At 31.7% G+C, this 22,225-nt stretch carries 20 protein-coding genes; 2 read left to right on the top strand and 18 right to left on the bottom strand.

What is annotated here, in order from left to right; all coding sequences use genetic code 11:
• Positions 1-36: 36 nt before the first annotated feature.
• The 18 genes from BX659_RS02145 to BX659_RS02070 form a co-directional block, all read right to left on the bottom strand.
• Positions 37-738: a Crp/Fnr family transcriptional regulator gene (locus BX659_RS02145; protein ID WP_097016181.1), complete on the bottom strand. Its 702-nt coding sequence runs from the start codon at positions 736-738 to the stop codon at positions 37-39.
• A gap of 105 nt (positions 739-843) precedes the next feature.
• The gene (locus BX659_RS02140; protein WP_097016180.1) at positions 844-1,245 is read right to left on the bottom strand and encodes a YkvA family protein; all 402 of its coding nucleotides are present in this window, start codon (positions 1,243-1,245) and stop codon (positions 844-846) included.
• A 171-nt stretch (positions 1,246-1,416) separates the two neighbouring features.
• Positions 1,417-1,902, bottom strand: a complete 486-nt coding sequence (locus BX659_RS02135; RefSeq protein WP_097016179.1) for a GNAT family N-acetyltransferase — start codon at positions 1,900-1,902, stop codon at positions 1,417-1,419.
• 48 nt (positions 1,903-1,950) lie between these two features.
• Entirely contained in the window at positions 1,951-2,472 is a 522-nt protein-coding gene (locus BX659_RS02130; RefSeq protein ID WP_097016178.1) for a GNAT family N-acetyltransferase, read from the bottom strand.
• 188 nt (positions 2,473-2,660) lie between these two features.
• Positions 2,661-2,828: a hypothetical protein gene (locus tag BX659_RS18895; RefSeq protein ID WP_172431775.1), complete on the bottom strand. Its 168-nt coding sequence runs from the start codon at positions 2,826-2,828 to the stop codon at positions 2,661-2,663.
• A gap of 19 nt (positions 2,829-2,847) precedes the next feature.
• Positions 2,848-5,043 carry a 1,4-alpha-glucan branching protein GlgB gene (gene glgB / locus BX659_RS02125; protein WP_106231574.1) on the bottom strand — a complete coding sequence of 732 codons (2,196 nt, stop codon included), beginning with the start codon at positions 5,041-5,043 and terminating at the stop codon, positions 2,848-2,850.
• Positions 5,044-5,717: 674 nt separating this feature from the next.
• Positions 5,718-6,062: a hypothetical protein gene (locus tag BX659_RS02120; RefSeq protein ID WP_106231572.1), complete on the bottom strand. Its 345-nt coding sequence runs from the start codon at positions 6,060-6,062 to the stop codon at positions 5,718-5,720.
• Between the two features lie 525 nt (positions 6,063-6,587).
• Complete coding sequence (locus BX659_RS18890; RefSeq protein ID WP_172431787.1) at positions 6,588-6,731, bottom strand: hypothetical protein; 144 nt, start codon at positions 6,729-6,731, stop codon at positions 6,588-6,590.
• Between the two features lie 83 nt (positions 6,732-6,814).
• Entirely contained in the window at positions 6,815-7,015 is a 201-nt protein-coding gene (locus BX659_RS02115) for a hypothetical protein (protein ID WP_097016175.1), read from the bottom strand.
• A 96-nt stretch (positions 7,016-7,111) separates the two neighbouring features.
• Positions 7,112-8,365: an HD-GYP domain-containing protein gene (locus BX659_RS02110; protein WP_253250638.1), complete on the bottom strand. Its 1,254-nt coding sequence runs from the start codon at positions 8,363-8,365 to the stop codon at positions 7,112-7,114.
• A 93-nt stretch (positions 8,366-8,458) separates the two neighbouring features.
• A complete protein-coding gene (locus BX659_RS02105) occupies positions 8,459-8,842 on the bottom strand; it encodes an HD-GYP domain-containing protein (RefSeq protein WP_097016174.1) in 384 nt (127 codons plus the stop codon).
• Positions 8,843-8,886: 44 nt separating this feature from the next.
• Positions 8,887-9,243: a hypothetical protein gene (locus BX659_RS02100; protein ID WP_097016173.1), complete on the bottom strand. Its 357-nt coding sequence runs from the start codon at positions 9,241-9,243 to the stop codon at positions 8,887-8,889.
• Positions 9,244-9,498: 255 nt separating this feature from the next.
• On the bottom strand, positions 9,499-11,538 hold the full coding sequence (locus BX659_RS02095) for a methyl-accepting chemotaxis protein (protein ID WP_106231570.1): 2,040 nt from the start codon (positions 11,536-11,538) through the stop codon (positions 9,499-9,501).
• Between the two features lie 59 nt (positions 11,539-11,597).
• On the bottom strand, positions 11,598-12,467 hold the full coding sequence (locus tag BX659_RS02090; RefSeq protein WP_258176091.1) for a CheR family methyltransferase: 870 nt from the start codon (positions 12,465-12,467) through the stop codon (positions 11,598-11,600).
• Between the two features lie 158 nt (positions 12,468-12,625).
• On the bottom strand, positions 12,626-13,273 hold the full coding sequence (locus BX659_RS02085; RefSeq protein ID WP_097016170.1) for a hypothetical protein: 648 nt from the start codon (positions 13,271-13,273) through the stop codon (positions 12,626-12,628).
• A 45-nt stretch (positions 13,274-13,318) separates the two neighbouring features.
• Positions 13,319-13,495, bottom strand: a complete 177-nt coding sequence (locus BX659_RS02080) for an aspartyl-phosphate phosphatase Spo0E family protein (RefSeq protein ID WP_172431786.1) — start codon at positions 13,493-13,495, stop codon at positions 13,319-13,321.
• Positions 13,496-13,695: 200 nt separating this feature from the next.
• Positions 13,696-16,866 carry a BTAD domain-containing putative transcriptional regulator gene (locus tag BX659_RS02075; protein WP_106231567.1) on the bottom strand — a complete coding sequence of 1,057 codons (3,171 nt, stop codon included), beginning with the start codon at positions 16,864-16,866 and terminating at the stop codon, positions 13,696-13,698.
• 362 nt (positions 16,867-17,228) lie between these two features.
• The gene (locus BX659_RS02070; protein WP_172431785.1) at positions 17,229-20,390 is read right to left on the bottom strand and encodes a BTAD domain-containing putative transcriptional regulator; all 3,162 of its coding nucleotides are present in this window, start codon (positions 20,388-20,390) and stop codon (positions 17,229-17,231) included.
• A gap of 555 nt (positions 20,391-20,945) precedes the next feature.
• Between BX659_RS02070 and BX659_RS02065 the strand changes: the two genes are divergently transcribed.
• Together BX659_RS02065 and BX659_RS02060 are read left to right on the top strand one after the other, a co-directional pair.
• Positions 20,946-21,194 carry an AbrB/MazE/SpoVT family DNA-binding domain-containing protein gene (locus tag BX659_RS02065; protein ID WP_097016166.1) on the top strand — a complete coding sequence of 83 codons (249 nt, stop codon included), beginning with the start codon at positions 20,946-20,948 and terminating at the stop codon, positions 21,192-21,194.
• Between the two features lie 549 nt (positions 21,195-21,743).
• Positions 21,744-22,172 (top strand): bacteriohemerythrin, encoded by a 429-nt coding sequence (locus BX659_RS02060; RefSeq protein WP_097016165.1) that lies wholly within the window; start codon positions 21,744-21,746, stop codon positions 22,170-22,172.
• The last annotated feature ends 53 nt before the right edge of the window (positions 22,173-22,225 follow it).

Raw genomic sequence — 22,225 nt, 5'->3', positions numbered from 1 at the left:
AAGCTAAGTTACTCTTCACTCGTTACTAGTCATTGACTATTGCATTAATTTCAATCTCTCTTCATCTAAAATAATTATCTTCTTATTACCTACTAACTTAATAACCCCTTCTTCTTCAAAGGTCTTCAACTTCCTACTGACTGTCTCACGGGCTACACCAGTATAATTGGACATATCCTCTCTAGTAATAGGTATCTTCATTTCTATACCTTCAGAAGTCTCTTTACCATACTCCTTCTTCAGTTCCAATAGCATATAGGCCAATCTCACCTCAACTTCATTGGTAGCTAGATTCTGGGCTAAGGTTTCTAAACTACTCAGCCTATCTGCTAAGGTCTCCATTATCTTTAAAGCAATCCCTGGTTTTTCTAAGATAATACTCTTCATCTTATCTTTAGTCAAAGTACATAATTTGGTAGAAGTAATTGCTTCTGCACTAAAACTATAGTGTCCTCCTTTTAAGAGGTTCAATTCTCCAAAAAAATCACCTGTTGTAAGGATATGAAGAATCTGTTCCTTACCATCTTTAGTATGTTTGAATAATTTGATTTCACCTTGATTAATGATATATAGAGTATTTGCTTCCAAACCTTCAAAGCAGATCGTATCACCTTTTTTAAACTCTTCATGGCCTGTCATTTTAATAATATCTATTAATTCAGAATCAGATAAATTAGAAAATATAGGAACCTTACTTGCACATAATCTATTCTTGCAACGATCACAGCAGTTGGACATTATCATCACTCCATTTATAAAGATCAAGTATTTATTTTATCTGTATTTTAGAGAAACAATTCAGTTAAAATTTCTCTAAATTAGTTCTTAATAAAATATTTAACTTTATTGAGCTTTATCAATTAATTGACTAGCTTGCCATAATTTATAGCGCTTAACCTCTCCTCGAATTTGATCCCAGGCTATCTTTAAGGCAGCTGCATCATCAGCAAAGCCAGCAATTGGAATAAAGTCAGGTACTACATCACTAGGTAATATTATATAGGCCAAACAAGCAATAATCATTCCTAAAGCACCATCTTCAATTTTAAACTTTTGATCAGAGTGGTCCTTTAACATAGCAACCAATAGCTTAACCTTATCCAATGATTTGAGTTTATCACTATGCTTATCCAAAAAGTTCTCAATCTTACTTAGTATTCTAGTAATACTATTATGACCAGTTCCCCACTTGTTTGCTAACTTACCTAATAATTTTAATACTTGGGCTTCACTAAAATTAAACATATTATATCCCTCTTTTTATAATTATTAATTATATTTTAACATAAATCAACTGATATTTAAATTTAGTTATTTTATTTGTATAGATTAATTGTTTTTATGTTCATAAGTGACTATATCTAAAGTTACTATAAAAAATAAGAAAAAGAGTCAGACGGAGTGTCTGGCTCTAACTTATACCAATAATTGATATAGATGAACATCTATATATCTATCAAATTTATAGCCTACTTCCTTTAAAGTTCCCACAAATTCAAAACCAAATTTCTGGTGAAGATGAACACTAACCTTATTCTCTCCAGTAATTCTAGCAATGACAGTATGTATCTTATCATTATCTTTAGCATGAGAGACTATCCTTTCCATCAAAGCATTGCCCACTCCCCTACCTCTATACTCTTGATCTATATAGATAGAGATTTCTACCGTCCCAGCATAAGCTCCTTTATCAAAAAGTTTAGATAGAGATACCCAGCCCATCACTTCATCAGCTTCAGCAACAAAGATAGGTAATTTCTCACCATGGCTATTAAACCACTCTCTTCTTGAATCTACACTCTTAGTCTCTATATCAAAGGTTGCTGTAGTATTTAAAATTGCACTATTATAAATATCGGTTATTCTCTCTAAATCTTCTGTTTTTGCTCTTCTAATCTTCATTAATCTACTCCTCTTTATACTATATTAATTCTTAGTAACTATTTTGCTCTATTTTTTAGCACCTATCTCTGCTTTTGCTGCTAATTGATCTAAAGCATCACCTGTTACTCGATAAATACTCCACTCTTCCAGCGCTACTGCTCCCACTGATTGATAGAATTCAATAGATGGTTCATTCCAATCAAGGCAAGCCCATTCAAAGCGTCCACATCCCCTTTCTTTTGCCAACTTAGCTAGATAGGAGAGCATGGTTTTTCCAAATCCTTTACCACGATAAGCAGGCTTTACAAATAGATCCTCTAAATAGATTCCCGGTTTACCTAAAAATGTAGAGAAATTATGAAAAAATAAAGCAAAACTGACGGCTTTATCTTGATATTCCCCAATAATTACCTCTGCTACGTTACGTTCAAATAAGGATTCTCGTAAACTCTCTTCAGTAGCCACTACCTCATGGGAGAGATTTTCATACTCTGCCAAAGCATTAATAAAATCTAATATTAAACCAGTATCATCTTTTTGAGCAAATCTTAATTTAAAATCTTTTGATTTAGTATCAATTCTTCCCATAATTATCACTCCTCTTATTTAGTAAATTACTATTCTAGTTTTATCAATTAATTCCTTTATATTTATTACATTAAATTATGTAGTCATAAATGACTAAGTAAAATTAAACTATTTTCTGCAAAAAAAGTAACTCAGGATAATATCCCGAGTTACTAAAAACCCCTTTTAATTTAATTTTGAGCACAGCTTTACTTATCAATTTGAAAGTCTAATTGCAAATCCTTAGCAGTCTTAACCTTCAATAGCTCCAAGATATCCAGAGCCGATGAGCTGTTATGCCCATTAGTACTCTCCATTACTACGTCTGGTACCAGTTTAGCACCACTTAAAGATAGCCTTTGTGAAATCGATCTCACAAAGGCTATCTATCAGTCTTTATCTCTTATATTTAAAGTATAAACCACTCAATGGAGGCAATGTAATATTAATTGAATATCCTCTATTCTGCCATGGGTGAGCTTCAGACCAGGCTCCACCCATATTCCCAGAATTACTTCCCCAGTACTTTCCTGCATTACTATTTAAGATTTCTTCATAATATCCCTCTCTAGGAACACCTATTCTATAATTATTTCTTTCAATAGGGGTAAAGTTGAAGACAGCAATAATAAATTCATCTGGATTCTTAGCTTTTCTCATAAAGGAGAGAATACTATTATCGGCATCATGGCAATCTATCCATTCAAAGCCATCATAGTTGAAATCTATCTCCCATAAAGCCTCTTGCTCTTGATAGATACCATTTAAATCTGTCATAAAGTCTAATAATTTCTGATGTGCTTCAAAATCTAATAGATTCCAATCTAGACTTTGGGTAGCATTCCACTCCTTCCATTGACCAAACTCGCCGCCCATAAAGGTTAAATTCTTTCCTGGATGGGCATACATATATGCATAAAAAGCACGTAAGTTAGCAAACTTCTGCCAATAATCACCTGGCATCTTATTAATCATTGAGCCCTTACCATGCACAACCTCATCATGGGATAAGACCAGCATAAAGTTCTCATTGAATGCATATACCAATGGAAATGTTAAATTATTATGATGATACTTTCTATAGATAGGATCTTTTTCAATATACTCTAAAGCATCATTCATCCAGCCCATATTCCACTTCATAGAAAAACCTAAACCACCAAGATAAGTAGGTCTTGATACACCTTCAAAGGCAGTAGATTCCTCAGCTATAGTTAGAATTCCTGGATAATATTCATGGCTAATAGAATTAAAATATTGTAAGAATTCAATTGCTTCTAAGTTCTCTCTACCACCATATTTATTTGGAACCCACTGATCACCTTCTCTACTATAATCTAAATAGATCATAGAAGCTACCGCATCTACTCTTAAACCATCAATATGGAATTTATCTAGCCAATAAAGGGCATTAGAAATTAAGAAGTTTTTAACCTCATTTCTCCCATAATTAAAGATATATGTTCCCCAATCTTGATGCTCTCCTAGTCTTGGATCTAAATGCTCATAGACTGCTGAACCATCAAAACGCCCTAGACCATGAGCATCTTTAGGAAAGTGACCTGGAACCCAATCTAAAATTACTCCAATATCATTCTTATGGAATTGATCAATTAAATACATTAAATCTTCAGGCTTACCAAAGCGACTTGTTACAGCAAAGTAACCTGTCACCTGATATCCCCAAGATTCATCAAGAGGATGCTCGGCAACTGGCATCAATTCTACATGGGTATAATTATGCTTTTTTACATACTCAACTAGTTTATCAGCTAATTCTCTATAACTTAAGAATCTATTCTCTTCTTCTGGTACTCTAGCCCAAGATCCTAGATTAACTTCATAGACAGACATAGGTCTTTCTAGCCAGCTCGTTTTAGCCCTTTTTTCCATCCATTTATCATCTTCCCATTCATACTTTCCGTTATAGTCATAGACAATTGAAGCATTGGCTGGACGAAGCTCACTATAAAATGCATAAGGATCAGATTTAATTAAAGTATAGCCTTCTTTAGTGAGAATTTCAAATCGATAGACCTCACCCTCTCCTATGCTAGGGATGAATATCTCCCAAACCCCTGAATGGCCTAATAATCTCATTTGGTGGACTCTACCATCCCAACTATTGAAGTTACCAATTACACTTACTCTCTCTGCTTCTGGTGCCCATACTGTAAAAACAGTCCCTTCTACTCCTTGATGAGTAACTATATGAGCCCCCATCTTCTCATAAACCCTATGGTGATTACCTTCACTAAATAAGTATAAGTCATAATCAGATAGGTATGGAATAAATGAGTATGGATCTCTTCTCTCCCATTCTCCACCATGATATCCCCTGTACTTTAGCTTATAATCAAAAAATTCTTTAGTTTGAAATACTTTCTCAAATAAACCATCTCCATGGACTAATTCCAACTCAATTTCCTCTTCAAACTGGTCTGATTTTAGAAAGATTTTCTCAGCATGTGGTTCAAAAGCTCTTACTACTACCTTATCTTGAGCTAATTGATGCATCCCTAATAAATAAGCAGGGTCTTTTGTTTGAGCATTTAATACTAGGTTCATCTCATATTCATTTAAAGTTGCCATAACTAAACCTCCATATCTCTAATAATTTCTTTTTTTATTGAGTTAATAATTAATCTTTAATCAGCAGCTTCTATCATTAACCAATTTTATCATCTTCTTTAAACTAAAAGTTTAAATGTAAAAATCAGGTTTAGATTTATAAACCTGCTGATTTTTTAATAAGAAGTACTTTGTTAAAGTTAATTCTACTTTTTTACATTTAGTTCCTTCATAAAACAATAAAAATTCAAAAAATATAATTATGTGAGGTTATATTTAAATTAAATAACCTCTAACTACTATATCTTTTATTCAGTTACCATAACATATATTACTAATTATTACACAGAAAAGATATTTTTCTTTTATTTTGCTTAAAAAGGTTAAGTATCATACTTTAAAATTGACCTTAGTTAATTACCGCTAGCTCTAAATCTCTTAACAGACCCCTTTAGACAACTGATAATTTAAGCTATCTATCAGTTTCAAAGCTGACCCTAGAATTGTATGAATCTAATAATTATTTTTTATAAATTTTACCTTTATTATTTATATAATCTAATATTTATTATTAACCTCCTCTCCTTTATTTAAATTTCTTTCTATAACTGATAATCTCCTGCAAAAATAAAAGTCCTACAAGAAATATTTCTTGTAGGACTTTTAAGAGCAATCTTTTATAGACCTTATAAAAATTAATAATCTGCTTCTAACAACCCTATATTAATTTGTCCTAATTCAATATCTCCAACTTTAATAATCGCCTTAACAACTTTAGCATCTAACTGTCCACTCTCAATTAACCCTTGGATATTAAATAAAACCTCTGTTCCTTGATCACACCTTTCATTTAAATGAGTAGCAGTAACTGGAGTATCACCGACAATCTTCCCATCACTATCCACTCCTAAAAATTGAACATCATCTGCTCTCAATAGACAGTTATAAACCTTTATGGCTAAATAACCTTCCTTATTGGTTGAATCCATCAATTCTAATTTAATCTTCTTATATTCTCTAACTTTATTAAGTCCTCTCATCCTAGTCCCTCCTCACTTGATAGCAAATATCGAAAAATCAAGCTTTTCTTAAATTTATCTATTATCTCAATTAAACTGCACCTTCTATCTGTTAAATACCATAGCATAGAGCCCGTATCTATTATATTAAATTTATCTCTCATATAAGGGAGGTATAGAGATTTAAAATTTATTGGGGTATGAATAGATACAGACTCTATGTTATAGAATTTAGTGCATAAAAACTGATGAGCTTGACCTCAGAATGTAAGCACTAACAATTGTATCAATTGATATTTAGCCTAGCAATATTACTCTCAGTTTTATCTTCCATCTCTGCTATACAGCTTCTACAGACCTCTTTACCTTTAAATTCTATTAAGACCAGATTTTATGTGCTAGAACATATACCCTTTATCCTACCTTCTAGCACATAAAATAGCTTAAAGAAGAACTCCGATTAGCCAAAGTAATCTAATATTGACTCTAAATCTACTTCTGTAAATAACTCTTCTAATCCAGCTTAATCTGATAGCTAATAACTTATTACTTACTAAGAACTTTCTCTTTTTTGGCAAAGTTAACCTTATTCATTATCCCTCCACAGCAGATAATTCCCTTATTACTTGGACTGACAATCATCTTTTTATTTCCACACTCTTTACAACGATAGACTCTTTTCTCTTCCATAAGTATCACCTCCTTATTTTTAACATTACAATCAGCCAATAATCACCAACCTAACTTTACCTCTCTTCTTACGCAGACTAATCTTAGTTACCTTCATATCTGCCATTCCTCTGCTTTAACTTTTCTAAATAACTAGTAGCATCTTCTACAATCTTATTCAAATAACAAAAAGTAAACAAAGAAGAATCCGTTTTAGTACAATCTATAGCTTCAATTTTAGCCAATGCCTCTTCAACCATCTGATTTAATTCTTCTTTATCTTGATTATTATAGCAGGATTTCAATAGCCATACTCCTCCCCCCTATCGATACTAATTAACTAACTCATAAGAATGAATAATTCTTCACCTCCATTTGATAGAATTTAGCTACTTAAAAAACTATAATAGATTACTATATTCCCTTAAAGACCTCTGTTGAGCCTCTATTCTAAGGGAATTTATCTGCTCATAATTATCTACTACTATATCGACTATATTCTGATCTAAAGCATTATTCTCTGCCATAGAGCTTAATATAGCTATTACTTCACCCTTCTTCATTCCTTCCCGATAAGGTCTATCTTCAGTCACAGCAGTAAATACATCAACAACTGCCATAATTCTACTCCCCTCTGATAACCTCTTGCCTGTATGATGAAAAGGATACCCCTTTCCATCTAAACGTTCATGATGAAAGGCTGCCCACTCTTTAATATCACTTAATTGGTCAATTGGATCTAAGATATAGTAGGTATAAAAGGTATGAACCTTAATAATATTAACCTCTGCTTCTGATAATCTTCCTGGTTTTTCTAAAATTTCAGTTGCTACAGCTAACTTTCCTAAATCATGTAAATAACCTGCTATTCTGATTTTTTTGCCTTGGTAATTAGACCAGCCCATCAGTTTTGCTACCTCCTCTGCCGTAACTGCTACCCCATAAGAGTGATTTAGAGTAAACTTACTCCTATAATCTATAATTTTACTGAATATTTTACTTAAATCCAGCAGCTGATCTATATTCAGCCTAAGATCTTCAGTCCCCATCTCTCTTATTAGATTTCTCTTGATTAAGTCTGGAGTGACAGTACTTAGCCAAAATTCCTCTTTATCGGCTAAGCTCAAAAATTGATCGACCAATTCAGGATTGAATCTAGCCTTTGAATTTGCTCTTATCTTCTCTATAATTCTCCCTTTTTGACCTAAAATATTCTTAGAAGGGTCTATTAATACTGCTATCCTATCAGCTAAATGAAGTAAGTGGCTACTTATAGGAACCTGATCATCCTCTGTTAAGTTAGCCTTTCCATAATTCCAATCAAGGTGGTGATATTTAATTATTTTAGATATTTGCTCAAAGTACTGAAATTGTCCCAATAAAGCCGCCCCAATCTCTGAATGATTTAACCTCCCATTGACTTCAAAATCTAATAATTCTAACCTCTCATCTAAAGAAAATGCCCCTATATCATGAAGGGATGTAGCAATAATCAACTCATTTATCTCATTTTGCTTCATTCCAAACTCTTTGGCAATCCTAAGTGAAATATACGCTACCTGTTCTTGATGCATAGTTGCCTTATCATCTAAAATATTTATTAAATTCGATATAGAACTCAACATACTAAATAGACTAATATTAACTTCATCCACCTTTTAGCCCCCTTTTTTTATAATATGATTTAAATTTCTTTTCATAGAGAGACGTGTGGATATTTGCCTTAGTAAAGGAAGATGACTCTTAACTTAAAAACTTAAAGAATACTCTCTTATTACTTCCTGTTGCTTTTTACTTCTTATAAAGCTTAACTTCTCATAATTATCAGTGACCAGCCCCACAATCTCCTTATCTAATGCCCCATCTTCAACCATAGAATTTAAGACATTTAAGGCTTCTTTCTTACTCATAGCATCACGATAAGGTCTATTTTCGGTAATGGCTGCAAATACATCAGCAACCCCCATAATTCTGCTCCCAATAGAAAGCTCTTTACCTTCATAATGAAAAGGATATCCACTTCCATCTACTCGTTCATGATGGAAAGCAGCCCATTCTTTTATTTCCTGTAATGCTTTAATTGGGTCTAAGATCTGATATGTATAAAATGGAATATCATATCTCTTATCCATCCTCTCTCCTTCCTCTTAGTTTAAAGCTTCATCTTCAATTAATTTTAAGGTAAATAAATACAAGGTGGCAAATCAATAGAAACCTTACCTATTGTAAAGCCAGCAACCCTTATCACAGCTTCAGCAGTATTATAATTAAAATTTCCACTGTCCACCAAATTCTCGATATCAAATAAGAACAGAGTCCCTTCATCACAACTCTCTTCTACACAGATTCCTTTTACACCATCTGCTCTTAGCTGATTACCTCCACTATCTACACCTAAAAACTCACTATCCTCTACATCTATTACACAATTATAAACGCGAATAGCTAGATAGCCTGGATAATCTACCTCTTCAGATTCAACCATCTCCAACTTTATCCTCTTAAATTTAGTCTGCTTATCAATACTCTCCATATATTCATCCCCCTTCTAAAAGATTAGCCTAGTAAATATTCTATTTTCTTTGTAAAAACGGTCATCACAAATTAACATTTTTATAATGAAATTTAAAGATAATGTTATAAACTGATATTAAGATAGTAACAAGTAACGAGAGGAGATTTTTACTCGTTATCTGTCACTTGTCACTGATTACTAAAGTGTCCCAATATCCCCACAAAACCTTATTTCACTTACGCTTCATCACTAAAAATCACTATAACTTAAGGACTAAAAGTCTATCTCTAGATCTTCTCTATCTAGATCTTCTCTATCTAGATCTAACTTAGATAAATCTAATTCTGATAGGTCAATCTCTTCAAGCTCTTTTATCTCTTGATTAGCCTGTTTATTACCTCTTTTCTTCTTAATACTTCCTTGCTTCTCTAATTGCTCTTTAATCAAATTCAATAACTCTATCTTCTCTTGTTTGATCTTTCTAACCTTAAATTTCTCGACCAATTTGGCCATCTCTACAGACTCTCTATTGAGCTCTTCACTTGAGCTTGCTATCTCCTCTACCATAGCTGCATTATCTTGAGTACCTTGATTAATCTCTTCTAAGGCCTGCTGAGTCTGTTCAATAGCAGAAGCCTGCTCTCCAGTAGAGATGGAGATATTTCTAATGGCTTTATGAACCTCTTTACTATTCTCTACAATATCTTTTAAAGTAGAACCGGTTTCGTTGACCAGGTTATTTCCATGTAGTATTTTTTTGATAATACTTTTAATCAACTTCTCTATCTCATTAGCAGACTCAGCAGTCCTTTCAGCCAAACTTCTGACCTCATCTGCTACTACAGCAAAGCCTTTACCATTCTCATTTGCTCTAGCTGCTTCTACTGCAGCATTTAAAGCCAATAGATTTGTCTGAGAAGCAATCTCATTAACCGTTACTATAATCTCTGATATCCTCTCACTATGATCACTTATCTCCCCTATAGCTTCTATAGTATCACTGACAACATCACTACCAGTCTTTAATGATTTCATCGTATTTTGTGATAATCTATTAGCATCTTCTGAATTAGATGAGACCTCTTGCATCGAAGAATTGATCTCCTCTATCGTTGCCGATACCTCTTCTAAGGCTGAGGCATTATTTTGAGTTCTGTCAGAAAGCTCATTATTTCCTTCTGCTATCTCATCAGAAGAGTTAGCTATATTTAAAGAGAAATCTTTTATACTACTGATAGTATTGCCTAAAGCATCAATTACTTTATTGATATTATGGGCCATTCTACTTAACTCACTAGAACCTTTAACTTTTATCTTATGGCTAAAGTCCCCTTTGGCCATCTTATCTAATACTTGATCGATTCTCTTGACATTTTTAGAGACATTGGTAGTTACTAAGAAGATGATTATAAAGATAATAATCAACAAAAGTAAATAGCCTTGGCTAACCTCTCCAATCAACATATCTACTATCGAAGTTAATTTAGCTTTAGGAGCTGTTAAGACCAGTGACCAGTTTACACCTTCAATCGGATGATAAAAAGCATACATTTTATCACCAGCCAAGTTATATAACCCAAAGCCTTCTTCACCAGCAATAATCTTTTTAGTAACTCCACCTTCTTCCTTACCTCTCTCTAGTAGACTAAGCTCTCTTTTTTCACTAGGATGGGCAAATATCTCACCATCCTGCTGGACTAGATATGCATATCCCACATCCCCTAATTTAAAACCATTTACTATCTCCTCTAAATTTACCAAAGGAATACTTTGACCTAAATATGCTATAATCTTTCCATTAGCATTCTTAACTGGTATAGTAATTACAACAACATCCTTATCCATTAACTCAGATTTTCTCGGGTCACTAACTACTAAGCCTTTACTAGCTTTAGCCCTTTGAAAATAATCTCTATCTGCTAAATTTACTACCTTCTCAGCATAGCTAGTCCACCCCTTACCAGCTAAGTCCATTAGCATAAATTGATCTGTCTTCTTAGAATCATCAACTTTGAGCAGCTGCTTAATTACTCTCCAACCTCTCTTCTCATCTACACTCCAGCCCTCTTCTAAATCGACCATTTTGGACATCACAAGCAACTCATTCTCTTTAGATCTTAACCAATTAGCAATTACATCAGCACCATTTTTGACATTCTCAGAGCCATTACTCTCTACCATCTTAGTAACATTGTTAACTATCAGTTTATTGATACTTTGAACATTCCAAACTCCTACCAAGATAATAGGTACTAGAATAAATAATAATAGTTTATTTCTAAGTGTAATCAGCCTCTTTAAAAACTCTAACATAAAGTATCACCTCTTAATTAAGATTATTTGTTAAACTCTAATTAGCTAATCTTAAAAGATCATAACTTCTGGTAAGTAGTAGGATAAACCAAATTCCATTTTTTATCACTATGTACAATATGATCAATGGAATCTGAATTTCCTAGAAATAAATACTGCCTCTCTTTTAAATTATTATAAAAGAAGTTAAGAATCTCCTGCTTGACATTATCATCAAAGTAAATAAAGACATTACGGCAAAAAATAAGGTCTAAGCTAGAGTTAATCTGATATAATTTAGCCTGTTTTAAATTCAATTTCTTAAAGATTACTTGCTTTCTTAACCCCTCTCTTACTTGATAGTAACTCTTGCCAGATGAATTAAGTCTTTTAAAGTACTTGTCAACTAATACTGGTGAAAGCTTGTCCAACTCACAGCAAGAATAGATTCCTCTAGCCCCTTTCTTTAGAACATCTGTGTTGATATCTGTAGCCAATATTTTTATATCCCACCCTTTTGTGAAAAATTCATTCAATACTATTGCTAGACTATAGGCCTCTTCTCCGGTAGAGCATCCTGCACTCCAGATTCTTATTTTATTTTGCTTAGAATTTGATTTAAGTTTGGGGAGTATTCTTTCTTCTAGAAATCGGAAATGGTAGTTCTCTCTAAAAAATTTAGTCACATTGGTCGTTAATAAATTGATTAATTCACACTTCTCATTTTCACAACAGATTGCTAGTTGATAGTATTCTTCAAAGCTATTTATCTTTAATTCTATTAATCTTTTAGTCAATCTAGCCTTTACCATCGCCTTCTTCTTCTCAGTCAACTTTAGCCCTATCTCTTTATAAATCCATTGACTGATATCTTTAAATATCTGATTACTCATCTGATATGGCTCCATTTTCTCACCTACTTTTATAAAGATCCACTTATTATCCATCATCTAACTTTAAAATCAAATAATAAATAGAAAAAGCGACATTTCGGAGGTAGGTGAGTAGAGAGTTAGGAACTGCCTAACTACCTAACCCTCTAACTCCTAACCACCAAAGTAAAAAGTGTCGCAATATCCCCATTAAACTTCACTCTAAACTTAGCTAGCTATATCAATACTTCCCTTAAATCCATCGCTTCACTACAGCTTAAATTTTTGATATCTTCTAACTCAATCTTGGCTATCAGCTTAACAATAGGAATATCAAATAAAATATCTAAAATTTTTTTGGGAATCTGGGAAAGCTCTTCTTCTAAATCCTCTGCCACCACTTCAAACCCCTCTTTCCTCCACCTTGCTCTATTTCCCTTAGTAAAGTTACTGGCTACAATAAATCTCCAGTGATCCAACTCTTTAGTGGCTTTCTCATAAAAGTTATCCCTTTTTAACTCTTTCAAACTATAAGAAAGTCTATTCTTCATATCTAAATCGACCTTGTCAGAAGAAATTAGCTTCTCATCTAAGACAATAGTCTGCCCTTGTCTCATTAAAGTCCTTTCTAACTTCTCTGAAATAAAATTAACTAACCCCATCACCAATAAGTCTTGATCTATCCCCTCTTCTTCTACTAAATATCTAATTCTTTCTTGTAAGTCTACTAACAATTCTATTTTCGATTTAATACTAGTTTCACTGATAACCCCTAAATGGAGTAGTATAGAGTCTATTAAACCCTTAAAATCATTAATCTGCTCTTTGCCAGTAAGCTTGTCCCACTCTTCTAAGCTACTAATTAATACATTGACTATAGTCATCTCTTAACCTCCTCGATTATCAAATATTGATCCTATTATATATTATTATCCCTGCTTACTTACAAGGTCACAGGACTTCATATAAGTAAGTATCTGCTGGTCAATTTCTCTACTTAATTTTTGTACCTCTTCATCCAACAAATCCTCTTTATCTACAGCTAGTGTAATCATCTTGACCCTTAAAGCATCTAATTCTCTTCTTAAACGCTCCTTTTTGGTCATAATTATCAACACCCCTTTCATCAGATTCTAAATTTAAAGTCTTATAGGAGGGTGCTACAAATTATAAATACAACTAACTTATCTTCTATCTAATTGTAGCACCTCTCTCTATCTAGTTAATCACAATTGACTTACAATCAAGTCACAGATAAGAAATATACCATTTTATAAAATATAAGGAGCAACCTCAAGGTTACTCCTTATATTAACAAATGTTTATAATAATTCTTTATCTTCTCATTTGGGTCAATGTTCAACTCTTCATTTAAAATCTCCTTACATTTACGATAGGTCTTGATTGAAAACTCCCGTCTACCAATCTGATGATAACCTTTCATCTTATATAAATAAGCACTTTCAAAATAAGGGTCTATAGAGAGCATCTTATTGGCTAAGCTGATAGTACTCTTATAATCTCCTTGGCGATAATAATATTTCATTAACTGATTAGCAGCTTCTAAAAACAGCTGCTGTAACCTCTCCCGTTCTCTGATAATAAATTCATTATATAAATCTTCTATCAAAAAATCATCTTTATAAAGCCTTATCGCTTCTTTAAAATAGTTCATACTTATTAATTCATCATCAGAATTCTTACCTCTTTCAATAAATCTCTCAAATACTTCAATATCATAATAATAAGCAAAGGTATTTGCCAAACCATAAGAATGACCTTTCTTTATAATAAAGTAGCTATCCTCTCTAGAGCCTCTATTTGGTTCCAATATCTTATTTAAACTATTTAAAGCAACATTAAAGCTATGAATAGCCGATTCTTTATCCTTATTAGGCCATAAGATATTACAGACCTTCTCTCTTGGCAACAAGCTACCATAATTGATTAAAAATAGCTTCAGTATCTCCTTAGACTTCTTCCGTTTCCAGTAAGAATCTTCGATTTTGGTCTTTCCTCGATAGATTTCTAACCCTCCTAGGGTCTTAATTCTTAAAGAATATCCTGGTGCTCTAGTATATTCTGATAGTTTAATCTTGCTAAGTAAGCCATCTACATAATCCTCTTCAACCTTAGCTTTCTTGGCTTCAAGCAGAATTGGAATTAAACGATTTGGATCCCTAAAGCCTCCTAGAGATGATTTAATAAAGATATTATCAAAGCCATTCTCTTTAGATAGCTTAATCCCCTCTTCTAAGTATCGATAGAATTTTTTATCATTACCCAACTCACGATTGACCTTTGCCAAAATCAAAGCTGTAGAAGAAAGGTACATCTTATTGTCTAGCCCCATCAATTCCTTTCTAGCTATACCCAAATATTTATCAGCAGCTTCCAATTTATTAGCAAAATAACAATTTATTCCTAACACTCTAAAGAGTATCCCCTTTAAAATACTATATTTATTATAATTTAAATCATTTAAAGCCTTTGAGCAATAGTCAATCCCTTTATCACAATCTCCATAAAATGCCTCCCAAACCATCAACTTAATTATAGCTTCTGCTTTATACCAAGAAAAATCAATCTTTCTTGCAGATAAACTCTCTATAAAATTATCATATTCAGCCTTTAAACTCTTATCATCATAGACCCCAAAGAGTTCCAAAGTATTGGTCAAATAATAATTTAAAAACTCTTTAACTATCTTGCAATCTGTCTTTAAATGGCTCCAAATATACTCTAAAGCAGTACAGAGGTTACCCTCAAGTAAGTTATAAGTAATAGGTAAGGTAATACTATAAAATAATAGATAGTCACTCAAGCTTTTATCTTGACTTTCTAGCTCTTTAAATAACTCTTCTGCTTTATCAGCTTTAGCTTCAAATAAGTAGATATATGCCTTTAACTCTTTATATACACTCTCATCTATCTCAGCTTCCTCTATAATATAATTTAGCCCATGTATATCCCCACTAAGCAGCTTATTGACCAACTCTAGCTCTAAAAATTCTCTAACTTCTAATTTAGAGAATTCTTCTTTGAAATTTCTTAACTTATCAAGATAAACCGGTAATTTATTTGAAGTAAAGAAAGCATAGAGCTTGGCAATTTTAAATAGTATCTTAATTAAATATTTATTTTTGGTACCACTAAGAATCTCTTCTGCTTGCAGATAATTCTCTATTGCTCTATCAAAATGCTCTTTCTGCTGATATACATCACCGTGATAAGTCAATAACTCTGCATTTGAAGCTATAGTAGCAGCCGATAAGTTGGATAGAACTCTCTCTAATAATGATAGATCTCCTCTTTGTAGCCACCCTTGCCCTTGATTAAGTACCATATCTACTATCTCTTCTTTAGAACCATTCTCTAAGATATAATCTACTAAATCAATATCATTACCTTTCTGTAAGTATATCTTCTTAGCCCTCTGTTTTAATAACTTCAAATCATAGATCAGCTTGGCTTTGCTAATTAAAAAACTCTTAAAAAGATTGTGATACTTATATACGTCATCATCAATTTTGAAGATAAATACTCCTTGTTTTATCAATTTATCTATTAACGCCCTACTATTGTTAATATTTAAAAAGTCATTACAGAACTCTATACTAAAATCACCTAGTACTGAAGTTTTAAATAAAAATTCTTTTAATATCATCTCTTGATTAGTTAAATTGTTCAAAATTTCATAGTTAAAATAATCAAAGATCAACCCAAAGGAATTTCCATCGTTTAATAGCCTGTCTAACTTAAATCCTTTTGTTAATCTATTAGCAATTAAATCAAGGAGAATAATCCAACCCTCTGTCAAATTATATATCCTCTCAAGATCTTCATAAGTTAGAGTCAATTGATAATAGTTGATTAAAAAATCTTCAACCTGATTAATATCTAAGGTAAATAAATCCTGCTCTATCTTCATTGCCATCCCAGTTATCTGCCAATAGGCAAACTTATGGATATTAATTGACCCTCTGCTAATAATCACTATATGTAGCTGAGAGGGTATTAAATCAATAAAAAATTGAAAAGAATTTAAAAAATCTACATTTAGACTAAACTTATCAAAATTATCTATTATCCAGAAAGTATCTTCTACTAGAATATCATAGATTTTTTGGCAAAATTCTTCCAAAAAATCCTCTATCTCAATCTCTTCTTGCCCTAATTTACTAACTATCTGATCCATCTCTTCTTTGATACTCTTATCTTCTAAAGTTAGAATCTTTGTTAACTTATTCCAAAAATCAAGTTCTGTAATATTACTCTTTTTGAGTTTATACCAATAAACTCTATCATAATATTCATCTTCTAGAAAATTTGCCAAATTGATAGTCTTACCATACCCCATCTTAGCTTCGATTACAGTTAATGTATTCTTATCTAGCCATGAGAACTTCTCTATTAACTTCTGATTCTTCCAACTAGCCTTAACTTTAGATATAACAGACTCAGTTCTTAAAATCATTTAGTCCCCTCCCTAAAAACTATTATTTAAAACTGCTGTAAAATATTGCTATTAATAACTGTTACTACTAACTGATGTTTCAATTATAACAACTTACTACTTCAAATCGATTACATATTACTTACAAAACCATTACAAAACCAAATTATTTTATAAAATTCAAATAATTGTATATTTCGACGTTTTTCAACATCTAACTAGTAGTGAAATAGAAATAAAAATCCACCTCAAAATACAATGATAAAATTTGTCTAAAAATTAGAAGAGCCACCTATCAAAGTGGCTTAAACATGAATTTTAATTAATATATACCATTATTGTATCATATTTCAAGACAATCTCCAATCTCTTCAATGAAGACTTTATTTTGTAATTGATTTATAATATTCTTCTATCTCTTGATTAGGAGAGATATTTAATTCCTCTTCTAAAATATCTTTACATCTCTTATAAGCCTTAATTGCATAACTACGTAAATTAAGCTCCTTATAGGCTTTCAGCTGGTAGAGATAAGCCGATTCAAAGTATTTATCAATCTCTAAAGACTTATTGGCTAGCTTTATACATTTATGATAATCTTGATTATCATAATAATATTCCATTAAATCATCTGCTAGCTTTAAATATAGATGTTGTATTCTCTTTCTTTCTTTACTTATTTCTTCATTATACAGATCATCAGCAATGAAATCATCCTCATAAAGTTCTAGAGCTTGTTGATAATACTTTATTCTTATCAGTTTATTATCAGCCTGTCTTCCTCTATTAATCAAGCTTTGAAACATATCAACATCATAAAAATAAGCAAACTTATTAGTCAGTCCATAATAGTCTCCCTCTCTAACTATAAAATAGGTTTTCTCACCAACCTCTCTACTAGGCTCCAAAAGATTATTTAAATATGTCAAATTAACTGAGAAGTTGCGATAGGCATCTGTTTGATTATAATCAGGATATAATAGCTGGCAGATCTGGTCTTTATTAATTAACTGCCCATAATTGATTAGTAATAATTTAAACAATTCTTTAGCTTTCTTACGTCCCCAATCATCTTCAGTAATTAGCTCAGTACCTCGATAGACTTGCAACCTCCCTAGGCTTTTAATCCTTAGTGAATATCCTGGGGCATTATCTAGTCGCTCTAAATGTAGCTGGTTTAAGATTTGGTCTATATAAGCTACTTCTACTCCTAGGCTCTTTACTTCAAGCAATAGTGGAATAAAATGATTTGGGTCTCTTGAACCCAATAAATTTGGAGTGGTCAATAGAAAATCATAGTTATGCTCCCTACTCAATTTTAAGAACTTAGTAGCATAGTATCTAAGGCTGTCACTTTTTTTACTCTTGTAAATAACTAAAGCTATCCACAAGTAGGATGAAGCCAATAATAATTTATTTTCGATACTCAGAAAAGAATCTATAGACTTCTTTAATAGCTGAACTGCTTTAGTCAAATCTTCTTCAAAATAGTATTTTACTCCTATCGCTTTATTAAAAAATCCGCTAAAGAGCTTGTCCTCCCTACTTAGAGCATGGTCTAAACCTAGTTCTCCATAAGCAAGTACCTGCTCTAAATCACCATAAAAGACCTCCCAAAATACTATAGTTAATAACAGCTCCAACCTATACCAAGATGAATCATAAGGGCAGCCATCTATCATCTCCAGCTTCTCTAAGTATAGCTCTTTTAATTCCACTCTAGGCTTTATATAAAAGAACTCAGCGATCTGGGCTAGATAATACTGAGCAAATAATTTAATTACAAAGTTATCTTGTTCTAATTCAATTAAGATATACTCTTGAGCTTGGTAGAAATTACCTAAAAGCAGATGTATAAGTATCGGTGCTATAAAGGTATTGTAAAAAAAGTACTCTTCTCTAGGCTTATCGATCTGCTTAATTAACTTTATTGCCTGATTAAAATCCCCCTTCATGAATAAATGATTGGTCAATAGCTCCTCATAATAATTACTACCTTCAAGTTTAGCTAACAACTTCCTTCCTTCTTTCATATCCCCTCTGATTAGAGTAGATATATATCTTAGATAAGTTAGTTCCTCCTCTTTAACTATTGATAATTGGTCTTGAAAAGTAAGTAACTCTTCTAAATAATTTAAGAGGTGATTAGAATTAAAAAAGGCATATACCTTGGCCGTTTTAAAGAGTGCTCTCCTTAAACTTACTCTATCACCTCTACTTCTAAACAACTTCTCCCCTTGCTGATAATTGGCTAAGGATTTATAGGGATCCTGCTTATAAAGATAATAATCCCCGTGATAAAGATATAATAAAGGATTATTGATAAAGTCCTCTTCTGTTAAATAAGAAAAAATAGTTTCTAACAGTTTTGATTCTACTTTAGCAATCACCCTTTCTTCCTTCCCCAAAATTATAGCTATCAATTTATCTTTGTCATCAATCTTATAACTATAACAAAGTGCCTCTTTAAGCATACCTAATTCTAAATATATATCTATCAGTTCACGATGATTAAACTCAACATAGATCTGATCAAATCTTCTCTTTAAAAATTCTCTAAATAGATTATGATAGCGATATTTTCCTTCTTCCACCTTCTTTATTAGTCCAAACTTATCTTTTATTAAATTAATAATCTCTTGACTATTATCTATCTTCAAAACTAGATTAGAAACCCTAATGTCCAACTCTTCTAACAAAGAAGTCTTTAATAAGAACTCTATTAGCTCTTTATCCTCCAATTTAGCTAAAACATAATAACTAAAGTAATCATCTATCATTGTAAAGTTGCTATCATCATTTAAAAAATCATCTAGCGCTTGACCATTATACTCTTTAGCAAACAAATCAACAGCTAAAATCCAGCCTTCGGTTAAATGATATACTTTATCTAACTCACTATTTGATAGCTTTAGATTATACTCTAAGGATAATAGTTCTTTTATATCTTCCTTCTCTAAAATAAGTTGCTTCTCTTTAATAAACTGGACTAAGCTCTGAGCTTGCCATCTGTCTAAATGTGGAAAAACTATCTTCTCTTTTGTTATCAACACTAAATGAAAGTAGTTTGGGATTAAGTTTACAAAGTAACTTAAACTATCAACTACCTTTTGATTTTTAATAATCAATTCAAAATTATCAATTATCAATAAACTATCATCATTAAATTCATCAAAAACTACTTCCGCTAAATCATTGATAATACTTCTTATATTTGAATCTCTTTTCTCGATTTTTATAATAATTTCCTGTATATCCTCTTCTAGACTATTATTATAGAAGATAATAGCTTTAAGAAACAATCTCCAAAAAAGGTTAACCTCCCAATCAATCTGTTCACTTAAAGTAAACCAGATAGATTCTCCCTGAAAATTACTATCTAAAAAATTGGATAAACTACTTGATTTTCCAGTGCCAATACCACCTTCAATTACTGTCAAAGGATAATGTATTATTTTATTGTATTTCGATACTAACTCCTGACTACGCCAATTATCAAAGTGATATTTGGGCTTAATAAAACAATTTCTCTTTTTAATATTCATTCTAAGTCCCTCCCAATAATAAACCTTCCTTATATATAATCTGATCTTGAGCAAAACTATCTTTAGTTCTTCTAATTGAAATGTCCCTGGGTTGGGATCGATTTCAGAATTGGTCTTTCCTATCACACTCTTTACCGAAAAATCAAGATGTGAATTGAAAACCCACGTATATCTAAGCTCTTTATCTATTTTAGACAAAATTATTGCTTTGTCCTCTAAGATTTCTTGGTAATACATATCAGTAATTCAACTCTTTCAGCATTGTTATGAAATTTTCCTGTATTAATTAGTATTATTCTTATTCTTTATTCTGAATTATTTTTATATTTTCCTTCTGATATTACTATTGTGGTATAGCTGCTTCTCTTCTATTCTTAGCTATCATTAAAAATAAACTACATTCCAAAATATTCATTATTTTTTCATTTTTGATATTGATAATTATTACTGCTTGTGTTATAATTAGGTTAACAAAGATAATAAATGTATTAGATTTAAATGATTTACTTTTTATTATCCCTCCAACTAAAATAAATTAAAAAGGGGGCTAAAAGAATGAAAGCAACTGGAATTGTACGTAAAATAGATGAATTGGGCAGAATAGTTATTCCAATTGAATTAAGAAGAACTTTAGGAATCGATCTAAAGGATCCTTTAGAGATTTATGTAGATAGTGATAAGGTAATCTTTCAAAAATATGAACCTGCTTGTACCTTCTGTGGTAATGCTGATTCAACTATCAACTTCAAAAATAAGATTGTTTGCCAAGAATGCTTAGATAAGATAGCAGATAAGATTGGTTAAAAATAGAAAGAGAGATGGCTTAAGCCATCTCTCTTTCTATTTTGTTAACCTCCTTCACTCCCTAACCTCTATTATCCAAAACTATCCTTATAAATACTATAGGGGATCCCACTCCCTCCTATGATAGGATCCCCAATAATATCTACAAAGTTTCTTTTAAGTTATCACCTAGCCATTATAATTTAGAAACTTGTCCTTGTTAAGCCTTTCTTAGTATTATAATTCTTATTAGCACTATAAAACCATCAAGTTTTCAATCTCTAGTCCTTACTAATTATAAGTTAAACTAATTACTACTCCTCTTCAAACACCTCCTTAGCTATACCACATATTAGCATTCTCAATCTTAATTCCTACCTTACTCCATCCTTTGCTTTACTCACTTATATAATAACACTAGATACTCTCTAAAGATTAACATATCAGTTACAAATTAATCACACAATGATTTATTTGACTTTTAATTATAAATGATATAATATTGCAGGAAATAAATTTTAGGCATAGAAGAAGTATTATAAGCTCAATCTAAAAGGAGGGTGATTGTATATGTTCATCAAATGGGCAGATGATTTCAATATTGGGATTGAACTGATTGATAGACAACATCAGGAAATCTTTAGACAAACAAACAATTTTCTAAAAAAATTAGAAAAAAATAAAGATAATCGAGAAAAATCAACAGAGACTGTAGAACATCTCTTCTACTTCTTAAGTGATTATTTTGTAACTCATTTTAATGATGAAGAAGAGTTACAACTAAAATATAAGTACCCTAAATATGAACGCCATAAAGAGATTCACCAAAACTTTATCAGAAAGATCAATAAAATCAAGTATGAGTTTTTTGATGAAGAAGAGAGTATAGATGAGTTAGTTGAAATAATTACAGATAAGATAATGGAATGGTTAATAAATCATATTGCTGAAGAAGATACTAAAATTAGTGAATACATAAAGACCCATGATATAAAATAAAAACTAGAGCTATTAATAGCTCTAGTTTTTATTTTATATCAAATCACTTGTAA

This window comes from Orenia metallireducens, assembly GCF_003001995.1.
Lineage (GTDB): Bacteria > Bacillota > Halanaerobiia > Halobacteroidales > Halobacteroidaceae > Orenia > Orenia metallireducens_B.
This window is presented reverse-complemented; position numbering and strand designations above follow the sequence as displayed.

Bases quoted from the DNA above. Each gene is read 5' to 3' on its own strand.
- BX659_RS02145 (WP_097016181.1), bottom strand. From the start codon at position 738: ATGTCCAACTGCTGTGATCGTTGCAAGAATAGATTATGTGCAAGTAAG.
- BX659_RS02140 (WP_097016180.1), bottom strand. From the start codon at position 1,245: ATGTTTAATTTTAGTGAAGCCCAAGTATTAAAATTATTAGGTAAGTTA.
- BX659_RS02135 (WP_097016179.1), bottom strand. From the start codon at position 1,902: ATGAAGATTAGAAGAGCAAAAACAGAAGATTTAGAGAGAATAACCGAT.
- BX659_RS02130 (WP_097016178.1), bottom strand. From the start codon at position 2,472: ATGGGAAGAATTGATACTAAATCAAAAGATTTTAAATTAAGATTTGCT.
- glgB (WP_106231574.1), bottom strand. From the start codon at position 5,043: ATGGCAACTTTAAATGAATATGAGATGAACCTAGTATTAAATGCTCAA.
- BX659_RS02120 (WP_106231572.1), bottom strand. From the start codon at position 6,062: ATGAGAGGACTTAATAAAGTTAGAGAATATAAGAAGATTAAATTAGAA.
- BX659_RS18890 (WP_172431787.1), bottom strand. From the start codon at position 6,731: ATGGAAGAGAAAAGAGTCTATCGTTGTAAAGAGTGTGGAAATAAAAAG.
- BX659_RS02105 (WP_097016174.1), bottom strand. From the start codon at position 8,842: ATGGATAAGAGATATGATATTCCATTTTATACATATCAGATCTTAGAC.
- BX659_RS02100 (WP_097016173.1), bottom strand. From the start codon at position 9,243: ATGGAGAGTATTGATAAGCAGACTAAATTTAAGAGGATAAAGTTGGAG.
- BX659_RS02095 (WP_106231570.1), bottom strand. From the start codon at position 11,538: ATGTTAGAGTTTTTAAAGAGGCTGATTACACTTAGAAATAAACTATTA.
- BX659_RS02090 (WP_258176091.1), bottom strand. From the start codon at position 12,467: ATGATGGATAATAAGTGGATCTTTATAAAAGTAGGTGAGAAAATGGAG.
- BX659_RS02085 (WP_097016170.1), bottom strand. From the start codon at position 13,273: ATGACTATAGTCAATGTATTAATTAGTAGCTTAGAAGAGTGGGACAAG.
- BX659_RS02080 (WP_172431786.1), bottom strand. From the start codon at position 13,495: ATGACCAAAAAGGAGCGTTTAAGAAGAGAATTAGATGCTTTAAGGGTC.
- BX659_RS02075 (WP_106231567.1), bottom strand. From the start codon at position 16,866: ATGATTTTAAGAACTGAGTCTGTTATATCTAAAGTTAAGGCTAGTTGG.
- BX659_RS02070 (WP_172431785.1), bottom strand. From the start codon at position 20,390: ATGAATATTAAAAAGAGAAATTGTTTTATTAAGCCCAAATATCACTTT.
- BX659_RS02065 (WP_097016166.1), top strand. From the start codon at position 20,946: ATGAAAGCAACTGGAATTGTACGTAAAATAGATGAATTGGGCAGAATA.
- BX659_RS02060 (WP_097016165.1), top strand. From the start codon at position 21,744: ATGTTCATCAAATGGGCAGATGATTTCAATATTGGGATTGAACTGATT.